Raw genomic sequence first — 13,996 nt, forward strand, 5'->3', positions numbered from 1 at the left:
CCCCACTCCCCCCGGCCGGCTTCGCCGCTCATGAGCGTTCCTCCCTCGGCAACCACCGGGTCAGCCGGCGGCCGGCCAGCTCCACCGAGGCGGAGGTGAGCCAGCCGAGCAACCCGATGGTCGCCATCCCGACGAGCACGCCGGGGTAGTCGACGATCGTGTACGCCTGCCAGGTGCGGTAGCCGACGCCGAAGTCACCGGAGATCATCTCCGCGGAGATGACGCAGATCCACGCGACGCCCATGCCGATCGACAGGCCACCGAACACGCCCGGCAGCACGCCCGGCAGCACGACCCGCAGCAGCACCCGCGCCCGGCCCGCGCCGAGCGTCCGCAGCGCGTCCTCCCAGACGAGCGGAAGCGCGTGCACCGCGTGCCGCGTGCTCACCAGGACCGGGAAGAACGCGGCGACGAAGGTGATGAAGACGATGCCCTGCTCGTTCGCCGGGAACAGCAGGATCGCCACCGGCACGAGCGCGATGGCGGGGATCGGGCGCGCCACCTCGAACAGCGGCTGGAGGAGGTCGCCCGCCCACCGCGAGCGGGCGGTGGCCACGCCGAGCACGAGGCCGAGAACGGCGGCCAGCGCGAACCCGGTGAGGATCCGCACGAGGCTCTGCGCGACGTCCTGCCAGAACTGGCCGTGCTCGATCTGCCGCCCGAACTCCCGCAGCACCTCGGCGGGGCCGGGGAAGCGGTCGAACCGGACCCAGAGCCGCACGTCGGCGGCGGTGAGGACCTGCCAGACCGCGAGGGCCGCCGCCAGCGACGCCACCCGCACCGGCCAGCGCAGGAGCCCGGTCATGCGCGTCGCACCGCCTCGTCGTAGGTGACGATCTTGGCGCCGGAGTGGGCAGTGACGTACTTCTCCGCGCCCTCCCGTGTCGCGAAGGGCTTGAACCGCTTCGCCGCATCGGCGGACGGGTCGTCCACCCAGACGTCCTTGTCGGCGAACCAGCGCGTGCCGGTCGCGGTGTCGGGGATGTACGCCGCGCGGATCTGCTTTCCCTCGCCCTTGAGCGCGTGCACGTTCCTCAGCAGGCACACGGGGTCGGCGACGGGACGTGTCGTGGGCTCACCCTGCACCCACACCTCACCCGCCGTGGCCGGGCCGCTCACCTCCTTCTTGCAGACCTCGTCCCTCCCGGTGATCGCGGCGGGATTCGCGGTGGACGCGGCGGCGCCGTCGTAGGACGGGCCGACCGCCTTCCTGATGTAGGCGTCGTTGACGAAGGGATCGACCTTCAGGGGCGCCTGGATGACGCCGATCGACTTGAGGAAAGGGACGTCCTGGACGAACGCGTCCCGCAGCGGCTTCTTGATGGTCGGGTCGAACGTCGCGACACCGCCCGCGCCGTTGTAGAGATAGACCGTCTCCACCGGCAGGCCGGTCGTCGACGCCACCGACTCGGCCGCCTCCACGGGATGGGCGTGCAGGTAGTCGGTCGCGTCGATCTGCGCGCGCAGGAACGCCTGGAGGATCTTCTCGTTCTCCTTGGCGTACCGCTTGCGGACGACGACCCCGTGGAACGTCGGCACGTTCAGGTCACCGCCGTCGTACAGCAGCCTGGCCTGCCCCTTGTTCACCAGCAGCCCCGGCCAGGCGACGAACTGGGCAAGGGCCGCGACGTTCCCCGCCTGAAGCGCCGACGTGCCCACCGTGGGCTGCTGGTTCTCGACCTTGACGTCCTTGACCGGGTCCAGCCCGTACTTGCGCGCCGCCTGGACGAACGTCCCGTGCCCGGCCGATCCGACGCTGGCCGAGACGGTCTTGCCCTTGAGGTCGCGTAGCGTCCGTGTCTTGGAGTCGTTGGAGACCACCACGCCGTTCAGCGAGCCGCGCAGGTTGTAGCCGGTGACCGACACCCACTCGGTCTCGGCGTCGCTCCCCTGCGCCTGCGACCGCGATCCGTTGATCAGCAGCGGGTAGTCGCCCATCGACCCGATATCGATCTTTCCGGCGAGCATCTGCGCGGTGATCGGCGCGCCGGTGTCATAGTCGCGCCACGCGACCGAGTACTTCTTGCCCTCGGATCCGCCCAGTTCCTTCAGGCGCTTCTCGAAGAAGCCCTGCGCGCGCAGGAGGGTCCCGGCCGTGACCGTGTTGATCGTCTTGGACTGGTATCCCACGACGATCTGGTCGGCTCCGCCCTCGCCGGAGGCGTTGCCCGCGACGGTGCAGCCGGCCAAGAGCGGTATCAGGGCGGCACCGGCCGCCAGTGTTCTGTTCATCGCAGGGCCCTTCAGCGCAGCAGGTAAGGCATGTTCACGGTCACGGCACCGGTGGGGCATCGATCGGCGCACGGGCCGCAGTACCAGCATTCGTCCACGTGCATGTACGCCTTGCCGGTCTCGGGATGGACGGCGAGGGCATCCAGCGGGCAGACGTCGATGCACAGCGTGCAGCCGTCGATACAGAGCACTTCGTCCACGGTCACGGGGACGTCGGCGCGGTGGTCCACAAGGGACATGGAGGTCTCCAGGAATCGGCGGGCTCAGGCCGGCCCGGGGTCGGTCCGGTACAGGTCCGGCGGTCCTCGCCGGTGGTGTCAGGAGCGGCTCATCGAGCCGCTCATGGTGATGCGGTCGCCGCGGAACCGGATGAACTCCAGGTCGACGGGACGACCGTCCGCGAGGTGGGTCAGGCGTTCGAGCATCAGCAGGGCGGTGCCGCGCGGGGCGTCCAGGGTCGCGGCGGAATGCGGGTCGGCGTTGACCGCCTCCAGCGTGACCTCCGCGCGGCCGAGCGGCTGCCCGGCGATCCGCTCCAGCAGCACGAAGATGTCGTTGTGGGCCAGGTCCTCGGCGAGCAGCGGCTCGCCGAGATCCCGGGACACATAGGTCAGGTCGAGTGAGAGCGGCAGCCCGTCGAGCCGCCGGATCCGCTCGATGTAGACGACGGGTTCCCCCGCCGGCAGTCGCAGCCGGGACGAGATCTCCCGGGACGGAGAGATCAGCCCGGTGGTGCGGACCTCGTTGGTGACCACCCCGTGCTCGCGCAGGGTCTCGGCCAGCCCCCGGAGCCGCTCCAGCCCGTGCGGGTACTTCTCGGCCACCGCGAGCGTCCCGACACCGGGACAGCGCTCGACCAGGCCCTCCGCGCGCAGCAGGTCCAGCGCCGCCCGGACGGTGTTGCGGGACGTGCCGAACTCGCGGACGAGCTCCGCCTCCGTGGGCAGGGCCCCGCCGCGGAATCCGCCGTCCAGCACCTGGCGGCGCAGCACATCGGCCACCTGCCGGGCACGGTCGGCCCGAAGGCGCCGCGCGTCCGTCAGTGTCAGCGCCTCAGCGGCGGTGTCTCTCCTGGTCACAGGGTTAACCTACTAAAACCATCGGAATAGGTGAATAGGGTTCCCGTTACGCCACCCGGACATGTTCGGAACCGGCGCTCGACCTGCGACAAAGCCGCCGCCCGGCGACGTTCCGCCACCCCTAGCGCGGTCCCGCGCACCTTTGCGACGCCGCACACGGTCCCCAGCACGCGTTCCGGGAGGGTAAGGCTTGATCCAAAAGGGCGAAACCGGTCACCGGGAGGACTAACATCGGGCTACGTGACGAGCATCAGCCTTGACAGCGCAGCCCCGGCCACTCTCGACGTCGACGCGATCGTGATCGGCGTCTCCCCGGCCGAGGCCGGCGCGACACCGGCCGCCGGGGCCGAGGGCCTCGACAAGGCCCTGGACGGGCGGCTCGCGGACGCGCTACGCGCACTCGGCGCCACCGGCAAGGCCGGCGAGGTCGTCAAGCTCCCCACGCTCGGCGCCGTCCCCGCCCCGGTGATCGTGGCCGCCGGCCTGGGCGAGCGGCCCGCCGCCGAGGATCTGCGCCGCGCCGCCGGAGCCGCCCTGCGCACGCTCGCCGGCAGCACCCGGGTCGCCGTCGCCCTTCCCGCCGCGTCCGCCGGCGAGGTCGAGGCTGTCGCCCTGGGCGCGCTGCTCGGCAACTACGCCTTCGACCTCTACCGCACCGACGGGCGCAAGGGCCCGGCCGAGGAGATCCGGCTGCTGGCCCCCGCCTCCGAGACGGCCGCCGTCGACCGCGCGCGGATCCTCGCCGCCTCGATCAACCTCGTCCGCGACCTCGTCAACACCCCGCCGTCCCACCTGTCCCCCGAGGACCTCGCCGGCGAGGCCGAGCGGATCGCCGGCGAGACGGGCCTGGCCATCGAGGTGCTCGACGAGCGGGCCCTGGTGGAGGGCGGCTACGGCGGGATCGCGGGTGTCGGCCAGGGCTCGGCCAACCCGCCGCGCCTCGTCCGCCTCGCCTACACCCACCCCGAGGCGTCCAAGACCCTCGCGCTGGTCGGCAAGGGCATCACCTTCGACTCCGGCGGTCTGTCGCTCAAGCCGTCCGAGGCCATGGACTGGATGAAGTCCGACATGGGCGGCGCCGGCGCCGTGCTCGGCGCGCTGGAGGCGATCGCCAAGCTCGGACCCAAGGTCAACGTCGTCGGCTACCTGGCCATCGCCGAGAACATGCCGAGCGGCACCGCGCAGCGTCCGTCCGACGTCCTGCGCATCTACGGAGGCAAGACCGTCGAGGTCCTCAACACCGACGCCGAGGGCCGCCTCGTCATGGCCGACGCCATCGTGCGCGCCTGCGAGGACTCCCCCGACCTGCTGGTGGACGTGGCGACGCTCACCGGCGCGCAACTCGTCGCGCTCGGCACCCGGACCACCGGGGTCATGGCCAACGACGACGGCGTCCGTGAGAAGGTGGTCGCGGCGGCCGTCCGCGCGGGAGAGGCGTCCTGGGGCATGCCGCTGCCCGCTGAGCTGCGCAAGGGCCTGGACTCCGCGGTCGCCGACATCGCCAACATCAGCGGCGAGCGCTGGGGAGGCATGCTGGTGGCCGGAGTGTTCCTCAAGGAGTTCGTGCCGGACGGCGTCAAGTGGGCGCACCTCGACATCGCCGGCCCGTCCTTCCACAAGGGCGAGCCGTACGGATACACCCCCAAGGGCGGCACGGGCGCGGCGACCCGCACGCTCGTCCAGATCGCCGAGGACCTCGCCGACGGGACTCTGTAGGGGCCGCCGGATGTTACCGGGGTGACAAGCTAATAGGTTTGCTCGTGGCGGTAGGGGCCCCGTGCCTGTGCGCCCCGCCCCGCCCAAAGCGCCGCGACACACGCGGCGCCAAGACCGGGAAAGGGAGCGTCCAGTGGCCAACAGCGGCCCCTTCGACATCGTCGTCCTGGGTGCCGGCAGCGGCGGGTACGCGTGCGCGCTGCGCGCCGCCGAGCTCGGCAAGTCGGTCGCGCTCATCGAGCGGGACGAGTTCCTCGGCGGCACCTGCCTCAACCGCGGCTGCATCCCCACCAAGGCGCTGCTGCACGCCGCCGAGGTGGCGGACCAGACCCGTGAGGCCGCGAAGTTCGGCGTCAAGGCCGTGTTCGAGGGAATCGACGTCGCCGGCGTCAACGCCTACAAGGACAAGGTCGTCTCGACGACCGTCAAGGGCCTGACCGGACTGATCAAGTCCCGGGGCATCGAGGTCGTGCACGGCACCGGCCGCCTCGCCGGCCCCACCACCGTCGAGGTCACGACCGGCGACGGCCAGGTCCGGTCCCTGGAGGGCGCCCACATCGTGCTCGGCACCGGGTCGGCGCCGAAGTCCCTGCCCGGTCTGAACATCGACGGCGAGCGCGTCATCTCCAGCGACCACGCGCTGCGCCTGGAGCACGTCCCCGGCTCCGTCGTGATCCTCGGCGGCGGCGTGATCGGCGTGGAGTTCGCCAGCGTCTGGCGCTCGTTCGGCGCCGAGGTCACGATCGTCGAGGCGCTCCCCCACCTGCTGCCGCTGGAGGAGGAGTCCAGCTCCAAGCGGCTGGAGCGGGCGTTCCGCAAGCGCGGCATCAAGTACGAGCTCGGCACGCGCTTCGAGAGCGCCAAGCCCACCCAGGGCGGCGTCTCCGTCACCCTGGAGGGCGGCAAGACCATCGACGCGGAGATCCTCCTGGTCGCCGTCGGCCGCGGCCCCGTCTCCGACGGCATCGGCCTGGCCGAGGCGGGTGTCGAGACCGAGCGCGGATTCGTCAAGGTCGACGAGTTCTGCCGGACGAGCGTCCCCACGATCTCGGCGGTCGGCGACCTGATCCCGACGCCGCAGCTGGCCCACGTCGGGTTCGCCGAGGGCATCCTCGTCGCCGAGAGGCTGGGCGGGCTCACCCCGCCCCCGATCGACTACGACGGCGTGCCCCGCATCACCTACTCCGACCCCGAGGTCGCGTCGGTGGGCATCACCACCGCCGTCGCCCGGGAGCGCGGTTACGAGGTCAAGGAGGTCACCTACGACCTGGCCGGCAACCCCAAGAGCAAGATCCTGGGGACGCAGGGCGAGGTCAAGGTGATCGCCGCAGTGGACGGCCCCGTCCTTGGCCTGCACATGGTCGGCGCACGCGTCGGCGAACTCATCGCGGAGGGTCAGCTCATCTACAACTGGGAGGCCTTGCCCGGCGAGGTCGCCCAGCTGATCCACCCCCACCCGACCCAGTCCGAGGCGGTCGGTGAGGCGCATCTCGCGCTCGCCGGCAAGCCACTGCACGTGCACGGCTGAACGCCGCGCAGTATTTCTCGAAGGAGTCGCTGAGAGCCATGCCGGTCTCCGTCACTATGCCCCAGCTCGGCGAGAGCGTTACCGAGGGCACCGTCACCCGCTGGTTGAAGAAGGAGGGTGAGCGCGTCGAGACCGACGAGCCGCTTCTCGAGGTGTCGACCGACAAGGTCGACACCGAGATCCCTTCACCCGCCTCCGGAGTCCTGACCAGCATCACCGTCGCCGAGGACGAGACCGTCGAGGTCGGCGCCGAACTCGCGATCATCGGGGACGAGGGCGACGCGCCGTCCGGCGGCGACGCCCCGGCCGCGCAGGAGGCCCCCGCGCACGACGCGCCCGCCCAGGAGTCCCCGGAGCCGCCCGCGCAGCAGGCACCGCAGCAGCCCCCGGCGCAGCAGGGCCCACCGCCCGCAGCGTGGCCGCCGCCCGCCCAGCAGCAGCCCCCGGCTCCCCCGGCGCCCGCGCCGGCCCCGCAGCCGTCGGCGCCCGCACCGGCCCCGGCAGCCCAGCAGCCCGCGCAGGAGCCCGCACAGGAGTCCGCGCCGTCCGGCGACGGCCCGTACGTGACCCCGCTCGTCCGCAAGCTCGCCACCGAGCACGAGGTCGACCTGACCACGGTGAAGGGCACCGGCGTCGGCGGCCGCATCCGCAAGCAGGACGTCCTGGAGGCCGCCCGCGCCGCCCAGCAGGCCGCGCCCGCCGCCCCTGCGCAGGCCCAGCCCGCCCAGCAGGCCGCGCCCACCACCGCGCCCGCCGCGCAGGCCCAGCCCACCCAGCAGGCGGGCCGGCACGCCGCCCCGGCGCCCGCCGGCGCCCCGGCCGAGCAGCTCGCGCTGCGCGGCCGCACCGAGAAGATGACGCGGATCCGGCAGACGATCGCCCGCCGCATGGTGGAGTCGCTCCAGGTCTCGGCGCAGCTCACCACCGTGGTCGAGGTGGACATCACCAAGATCGCGCGGCTACGGGACCGCGCCAAGGCCGACTTCCAGGCCCGCGAAGGCGTCAAGCTGTCGTTCCTGCCGTTCTTCGCGCTGGCGGCGGTCGAGGCCCTCAAGGCGCACCCGAAGGTCAACGCCGTCATCGACAGCGAGACCAACGAGGTCACCTACCACGACGTCGAGAACCTCGGCATGGCCGTGGACGTGCCCGAGCGCGGCCTCATGGTGCCGGTCGTGCACAACGCCGGCCAGCTCAACCTGGGCGGCCTCGCGCAGCGGATCGCCGACCTCGCCGAGCGCACCCGTACCAACAAGGTGAACCCCGACGAGCTGTCGGGCGGCACGTTCACGCTGACCAACACCGGCAGCCGCGGCGCGCTGTTCGACACCCCGATCCTCAACCAGCCGCAGGTCGGCATGCTCGGCACCGGCGCCGTGGTCAAGCGCCCCGCCGTCATCGACGACCCGGACCTCGGCGAGGTCATCGCCGTCCGCTCGATGGTCTACCTGGCCCTGACCTACGACCACCGCCTCATCGACGGCGCCGACGCCGCCCGCTTCCTCGGCACGATCAAGCACCGCCTGGAGGAGGGCAACTTCGAGGCCGACCTCGGCCTGTGAGGCGCACCTGACACGCCGCCGGCACGGCGCCGGCGCCCGTTCGTCCCGCAGGACCCCGCCGCTCCGCGCGGAGCGGCGGGGTCCTGCGAGTGGGGCCGCTGATCCGGGAAAACCCTGGAAGGGGGGGGAATCTCCCGGGATGGTCAGGAGCGTCGGCTTAGGCTGGGAGTCATGAAGGTGACCGTGACGGGCTCGTCGGGCCTGATCGGCTCCGCTCTCGTGAGGTCGTTGCGCGCCGACGGGCACGAGGTCCTGCGCCTCGTGCGCAGGGAACCCGCCGCAGCGGACGAGGCGCGGTGGTCCCCCGCCGACGGATGCGTGGAAGTGGCGGCCGTGGACGGTGCTGACGCCGTCGTGCACCTGGCCGGGGCGGGCGTGGGCGATCGGCTGTGGACGGCGTCGTACAAGCGGCGGATCAGGGACAGCAGGCTCAGCGGCACCCGCACGCTCGCGGAGGCCATCGCGGCGGCGGACCGGCGGCCGTCCGTGCTGGTCTGCGGGTCGGCGATCGGGTTCTACGGCGACACCGGTGACCGGACGGTCGATGAGAAGGCGGGCATGGGCCGGGGGTTCCTGGCCGAGCTCGTCCGCGACTGGGAGGCCGCCGCGACGCCCGCGCGGGAGGTCGGCGTCCGGGTCGTCCATCCGCGGGCGGGGGTGGTGCTGGCGCGTTCGGGTGGACTGCTCGGGCGCACGCTCCCGCTGTTCCGGCTCGGTCTCGGTGGCAGGCTGGGCGACGGCCGGCAGTGGATCAGCTGGATCTCCCTGGACGACCAGATCGCGGCACTGCGGTTCCTCATCGACCACGAGATCGCTGGACCGGTCAACGTCACCGCGCCGAACCCGGTGACCAACGAGGACTTCACGCGCGCGCTGGGCCGGTCCCTCGGACGACCCGCCCGCCTCGCCGTCCCGAAGTTCGCGCTGCGGGCCGCGCTGCGCGGGTTCGCCGACGAGGGCCCGCTGGTCAGCCAGCGGGTGCTGCCGCGGCGGCTGGAGAAGGCGGGGTTCCGGTTCACGCACACGGAGCTGAGCGCGGCCCTTGAAGCGGTTCTGTGAGCCCCAAGAAACGTCAAAGTCGCATCCGGTCCCGATCAGTAGCCATACGGTGACAAAGAGACTGCACGCCCAGAGGAGGGTGAATGAGCACCGACGGACAGCCGCACATCCTCGCGATCGGCGGCGGGACCTTCGTCCCGGACGACCGGCAGGGGATCTCCCCGAGTCCCCTGCTGCGCTACGCCCTGGACCTGACCGGCCAGGACCGCCCGAGGGTCTGCTTCCTGACGACGGCGGTCGGCGACGACGCCGGATACATCGCCCGCTTCTACGCTGCGTTCTCCTCGCTGGACGCGGAGGTCAGCCACCTCGCCCTGTTCCCGATGCCGAACGTGCAGGACATGCGCGCCCACCTGCTCCCCCAGGACCTGGTGTACGTGTCCGGCGGCAGCGTCGCCAACCTCCTCGCCCTGTGGCGCTTGCACGGCCTGGACGAGATCATGCGCGAGGCATGGCAGGAGGGCGTCGTCCTGTCCGGGCAGAGCGCGGGCGCGCTGTGCTGGCACGTGGGCGGCAACACCGACTCCTACGGCCCCCAGCTGCGGCCGCTGACGGACGGGCTCGGGTTCCTGCCGTACTCGTGCGGTGTGCACTACGACAGCGACCCGCAGCGCCGTCCGCTGCTGCAGCAGCTCGTCGGTGAGGGGACCCTGCCGGGCGGATACGCGGCGGACGAGTCGGTCGCCCTGCACTATGTCGGGACGGAGTTCGTCCAGGCCGTTTCCTACCGGGCCGAGGCGGGCGCCTACCGGCTGGAGCCGGACGGTCCGGGCACCGCCAAGGAGGCCCGCCTGGAGCCGCGGTTGCTGGCCGCCCTGTAAGTAAGCTGGCGGGCGTGAGCGATGTAGACGTACGCGAGGTGCCCCAGTCCACCGACACCGCCGAGGCGCGGCCGCCGGGTTTCGACATCGACGAGCTGGTGGTCGTCCACGTGGGCTTCGGGGCCGCCGCCGTCCCTTACCTGGACGGCTGGGGCCTGCAGAAGCGCACGCACGCCCTCCGGGTCGCCGGAGAGATCCCCGACACCGTCCTGCTGTTGGAGCACGAGCCGGTGTACACGGCGGGAAAGCGCACCGCGGCGCTCGACCGCCCCCTCGGCGACCCCGGCGCCCCCGTCGTGGACGTGGACCGTGGCGGCAAGATCACCTGGCATGGCCCGGGGCAGCTGACCGGCTACCCGATCCTGCGGCTGCCCGACCCCGTCGACGTGGTCGCCTACGTGCGGCTGCTGGAGCGGATGCTGATGGACGTCTGCGCCGAGTTCGGTCTGGAGACCACCTTCGTCGAGGGACGCAGCGGACTGTGGGTGCCCGGCACCCCGGACCGCAAGATCGGTTCCATCGGCATCCGGGTGTCACAGGGCGTGACCATGCACGGCTTCCAGCTGAACTGCGACAACGACATGGGCTGGTTCGACAAGATCATTCCCTGCGGGATCCGGGACGCGGGCTCCACGAACCTCAGCCGCGAGGTCGGCCGCGAGGTCACGGTCGCCGAGGTCACCCCGCTGGCCGAACGCCACCTGGCCCGGGTGCTCGGCGCCGCGGGCACACTCCACCGGAGTGTCGGGTCGATCCCGGCTGTGTCTCCTTCACCCCCGGCCCAAGGGCTCGCCTAGCGGCTCGCCCTTGACCCTGCTCGGGCGAACGCGACATCGCTTCGCGATCTTCCCCGGTGAGGCTCGCCTTCGGCTTCACCTCACCGGGTCAGGATGTGGGTGCCATCACCTTGTAGACGGCCTGGCCGCCGGTCGCCGCCGCCACGAAGAAGGCGGTCAGGTTCTCGTAGGCGGGCTTGAGGACGCGGTCGCGGGCCGCGGCGTCGAGGGCGCGTGCGTCCTGGACTCCCGCCTCGGCCATCGCCGCCGGGTCGTACCGTTCGGCGACCTTGCCGAACGGCGTCGCGGCCAGATGGTCCGCGGCGGGCTTCACACGGTCGGGCGCCAGGAAGATCACGTCCATGCCGAGTTCGTCCGCGCCGTCCTCGGTGAGGAGCCGCCCGCCGCACACCGCGTCCGCCTCGGGCTGGCGGCCCTCCCAGGCGTCACCTGTGACGATGTAGTGCATCGCCTGCCAGGCGGCACCGAGATCGAACAGCTCCGATGCGCTCCGCCGGCGCCAGTCGGCGGTGCCGAAGATGTGGCGGGCGATCCGGCCGGGATCCGGCTCTCCCTCCAGCACCGGCGGCACCCTGAGGTACGACATTGCCAGACCCACTGCGGTCCTCCTGCTAACGCTGTTGCGTGACGACAGGGAGTCACCCTAGAGAGATCCACTGCCGGCGACGACAGAAACACGCGAACCGGCAAGGCGAAACCGGGTCTTGTCACGCATTCGAGATCACCCCGATACATCTTCGAATCCGGATCGACGTCGGGGTGCCCGCCGGGGGCCGCACGTGCCGCCACCATCGGTCGGGACGTACCCTGAACGAGTGACGACGGTGACACCTGAGGGGCGCAAGCTTCTGCGCATCGAGGCCCGCAACAGCCAGACCCCGATCGAGCGCAAGCCCGAATGGATCAAGACGCGGCTGAAGATGGGCCCGCAGTACAAGGAGCTCACCAACCTGGTGAAGTCCGAGGGCCTGCACACGGTGTGCCAGGAGGCCGGCTGTCCCAACATCTTCGAATGCTGGGAGGACCGCGAGGCCACCTTCCTCATCGGCGGCGACCAGTGCACCCGGCGGTGCGACTTCTGCCAGATCGACACCGGCAAACCCGCCGAACTCGACCGGGACGAGCCCCGCCGTGTCGCCGAGTCCGTGTCGACGATGGGGCTGCGGTACGCGACCGTCACCGGTGTCGCCCGCGACGACCTGGAGGACGGCGGCGCCTGGCTGTACGCCGAGACCGTCCGGCAGATCCACGCGGCCATCCCCGGCTGCGGCGTCGAGCTGCTGATCCCCGACTTCAACGCCGTCCCGGAGCAGCTCGCCGAGGTCTTCTCCGCCCGTCCCGAGGTGCTGGCGCACAATGTGGAGACCGTCCCGCGGATCTTCAAGCGCATCCGCCCCGGGTTCCGCTACGAGCGCTCGCTGGACGTCATCACCAGGGCCCGCGAGGACGGGCTGGTCACCAAGTCCAACCTGATCCTCGGCATGGGCGAGACGCGCGAGGAGGTCTCCGCCGCGCTGCGCGACCTGCACGAGGCCGGCTGCGAGCTGATCACGATCACCCAGTACCTGCGGCCGAGCGCCCGCCACCACCCGGTCGAGCGGTGGGTGAAGCCGGAGGAGTTCGTCGAGCTGTCCGCCGAGGCCGAGGAGATCGGGTTCGCCGGCGTCATGTCGGGGCCACTCGTCCGGTCGAGCTACCGCGCCGGCCGCCTCTACAAGCAGGCGATCGAGGCGCGCGGCGCCTGACCGCCGCCGCGGCTCGTTCCGGGGCCCGGCCACGCGCTCGCGCTCAAGGTTCGTCCCCTTGCCTGCGGGGCCGGGGTGGTCGGAACGGGGCCTTCGGCATGACTATCCTTGATTACATGACGAAACAGCCCACGGACGGGGCCCAGGAGCGTCCGGGCCGCCTCAAGCAGATCCGCATGGTCGCCCAGGTCCTCCGCCAGGCGGACCCGAAGGCCCTCCCGATCGTCTTCGCCTCGGCGATCGGCACGCTGGTCGTCGTCGTCCTGATCGGGCTGTTCATCGGTCAACTCTGGTTCTTCATCCCGCTCGGGGTCCTCGCCGCGTTCGCCGTCGGCATGATCGTTTTCGGGCAGCTGGCGCAGCGGGCGCAGTACAAGGTGATCTCAGGGCAGCCGGGCGCGGCCGCCGCGATCCTGAAGAACATGCGCGGCGGCTGGACGGTCACCGAGGCGGTCAGCGGGAACCGGAACCTCGACATGGTGCACCGGGCGGTCGGCCGCGCCGGCGTGGTGCTGGTGTCGGAGGGGCCGCGCAACCGCGTCGGGCAGCTCCTCGGCGCGGAGAAGAAGCGCATCTCCCGCGCCGCCCAGCAGGTCCCGATCTACGACGTGCAGGTCGGTGAGGACGAGGGCCAGGTCCCGGTCGACAAGCTGCAGCGGCACCTGATGAAGCTTCCGCGCAACCTCACCAAGGGCCAGGTGTCGGAGCTGAACGACCGTCTGCAGGCCCTGCCGCGCTCCATGCAGATGCCGAAGGGGCCGATGCCGAAGGGCGCGAAGATGCCCAAGGGCCCCAAGCCGAAGATGCGCTGAGGGAACTCCCGCGCCCGTCCCTCAGAGGCTCACGACCACCGTGTTGGCCGCCCGGTCGTGCAGGCCACGGTAGTCCCGGTCCCACAGCAGCGCGGGGACGACGAGCAGAAGCAGCACCGCCCGGGCCAGTGACCAGCCCAGCCCCACCGGACGCCCGTCCAGCCGGACGACCCGCATCCCGCACAGCCGCTTGCCGAGCGTCGTGCCCACGGCTCCGGTCAGCAGCCAGGCCTGCACACCGAAGATGATCAGCGTCCACATGCTGCGCTGGGACGGCGACCAGTCCAGCGTCCGCGCCAGCAGGCTCGCGACGAGCATCGACAGCCCCCAGTCGACGAAAAGCGCGACCAGCCTGCGACCGTAACCCGCGACGGCTCCGCTCCCGCTTCCGGGAAGGCCGAGCCGTTCCCCAGGCTGCCCGAGGTCAGCCCCCGCCGCGCGCGCGCCGCTGAGCCAGGTCTGCGTCCACCGCGCGTCTCGCTCCTTGCCACTGGTCATGTCCCTAAGCTATCCGGTGCTCTTGGGGGGTTCTGACTCACCCATCCCTGGGCAAGGACAGGGACGTGTGAGACGCGCATCCCAGCGCCGCCTGTGACGCGTAACACAGCCGAAACATATGGGACATAGCCGGGAAACGGCCTGTCCGTA

Annotated in this window: 14 protein-coding genes; 8 read left to right on the forward strand and 6 right to left on the reverse strand. The window is 71.5% G+C overall.

Annotated elements, in window-relative coordinates; all coding sequences use genetic code 11:
- Positions 1-28 precede the first annotated feature (28 nt).
- The 4 genes from AMA02S_RS27735 to AMA02S_RS27750 all read right to left on the reverse strand — a co-directional run bounded on the left by AMA02S_RS27735 (position 29) and on the right by AMA02S_RS27750 (position 3,311).
- A complete protein-coding gene (locus AMA02S_RS27735) occupies positions 29-805 on the reverse strand; it encodes an ABC transporter permease (protein WP_067463325.1) in 777 nt (258 codons plus the stop codon).
- Positions 802-2,232: an ABC transporter substrate-binding protein gene (locus AMA02S_RS27740; protein ID WP_067463329.1), complete on the reverse strand. Its 1,431-nt coding sequence runs from the start codon at positions 2,230-2,232 to the stop codon at positions 802-804. Before AMA02S_RS27740 ends, AMA02S_RS27735 begins: the two co-directional genes overlap by 4 nt.
- Before the next feature lie 11 nt (positions 2,233-2,243).
- The gene (locus AMA02S_RS27745; protein ID WP_067463331.1) at positions 2,244-2,471 is read right to left on the reverse strand and encodes a 4Fe-4S dicluster domain-containing protein; all 228 of its coding nucleotides are present in this window, start codon (positions 2,469-2,471) and stop codon (positions 2,244-2,246) included.
- 78 nt (positions 2,472-2,549) lie between these two features.
- Positions 2,550-3,311: a GntR family transcriptional regulator gene (locus AMA02S_RS27750; protein WP_067463333.1), complete on the reverse strand. Its 762-nt coding sequence runs from the start codon at positions 3,309-3,311 to the stop codon at positions 2,550-2,552.
- 240 nt (positions 3,312-3,551) lie between these two features.
- Between AMA02S_RS27750 and AMA02S_RS27755 the strand changes: the two genes are divergently transcribed.
- From AMA02S_RS27755 to lipB, 6 genes are all read left to right on the forward strand, one after another.
- On the forward strand, positions 3,552-5,027 hold the full coding sequence (locus tag AMA02S_RS27755; RefSeq protein WP_067463337.1) for a leucyl aminopeptidase: 1,476 nt from the start codon (positions 3,552-3,554) through the stop codon (positions 5,025-5,027).
- Between the two features lie 133 nt (positions 5,028-5,160).
- Entirely contained in the window at positions 5,161-6,555 is a 1,395-nt protein-coding gene (lpdA, locus tag AMA02S_RS27760; RefSeq protein WP_067463340.1) for a dihydrolipoyl dehydrogenase, read from the forward strand.
- Between the two features lie 38 nt (positions 6,556-6,593).
- Positions 6,594-8,114, forward strand: a complete 1,521-nt coding sequence (sucB, locus tag AMA02S_RS27765; protein ID WP_067463343.1) for a 2-oxoglutarate dehydrogenase, E2 component, dihydrolipoamide succinyltransferase — start codon at positions 6,594-6,596, stop codon at positions 8,112-8,114.
- 171 nt (positions 8,115-8,285) lie between these two features.
- Positions 8,286-9,173: a TIGR01777 family oxidoreductase gene (locus tag AMA02S_RS27770; RefSeq protein WP_067463346.1), complete on the forward strand. Its 888-nt coding sequence runs from the start codon at positions 8,286-8,288 to the stop codon at positions 9,171-9,173.
- Positions 9,174-9,256: 83 nt separating this feature from the next.
- Positions 9,257-9,994 (forward strand): Type 1 glutamine amidotransferase-like domain-containing protein, encoded by a 738-nt coding sequence (locus AMA02S_RS27775; RefSeq protein ID WP_067463349.1) that lies wholly within the window; start codon positions 9,257-9,259, stop codon positions 9,992-9,994.
- Positions 9,995-10,089: 95 nt separating this feature from the next.
- Entirely contained in the window at positions 10,090-10,791 is a 702-nt protein-coding gene (gene lipB / locus AMA02S_RS27780) for a lipoyl(octanoyl) transferase LipB (protein ID WP_439951613.1), read from the forward strand.
- 88 nt (positions 10,792-10,879) lie between these two features.
- On the opposite strand, the gene AMA02S_RS27785 is transcribed toward lipB, so the two are convergent.
- Complete coding sequence (locus tag AMA02S_RS27785; protein WP_067463355.1) at positions 10,880-11,389, reverse strand: DUF1877 family protein; 510 nt, start codon at positions 11,387-11,389, stop codon at positions 10,880-10,882.
- Positions 11,390-11,606: 217 nt separating this feature from the next.
- On the opposite strand from AMA02S_RS27785, the gene lipA reads away from it, so the two are divergent.
- Together lipA and AMA02S_RS27795 are read left to right on the forward strand one after the other, a co-directional pair.
- Complete coding sequence (gene lipA, locus AMA02S_RS27790; RefSeq protein ID WP_067463358.1) at positions 11,607-12,536, forward strand: lipoyl synthase; 930 nt, start codon at positions 11,607-11,609, stop codon at positions 12,534-12,536.
- Between the two features lie 116 nt (positions 12,537-12,652).
- Positions 12,653-13,348 carry a DUF4191 domain-containing protein gene (locus AMA02S_RS27795; protein WP_067463361.1) on the forward strand — a complete coding sequence of 232 codons (696 nt, stop codon included), beginning with the start codon at positions 12,653-12,655 and terminating at the stop codon, positions 13,346-13,348.
- 21 nt (positions 13,349-13,369) lie between these two features.
- On the opposite strand, the gene AMA02S_RS27800 is transcribed toward AMA02S_RS27795, so the two are convergent.
- Complete coding sequence (locus AMA02S_RS27800; protein ID WP_067463364.1) at positions 13,370-13,846, reverse strand: RDD family protein; 477 nt, start codon at positions 13,844-13,846, stop codon at positions 13,370-13,372.
- Between the last annotated feature and the right edge of the window lie 150 nt (positions 13,847-13,996).

The organism is Actinomadura macra NBRC 14102, from assembly GCF_001552215.1.
GTDB lineage: Bacteria > Actinomycetota > Actinomycetes > Streptosporangiales > Streptosporangiaceae > Spirillospora > Spirillospora macra.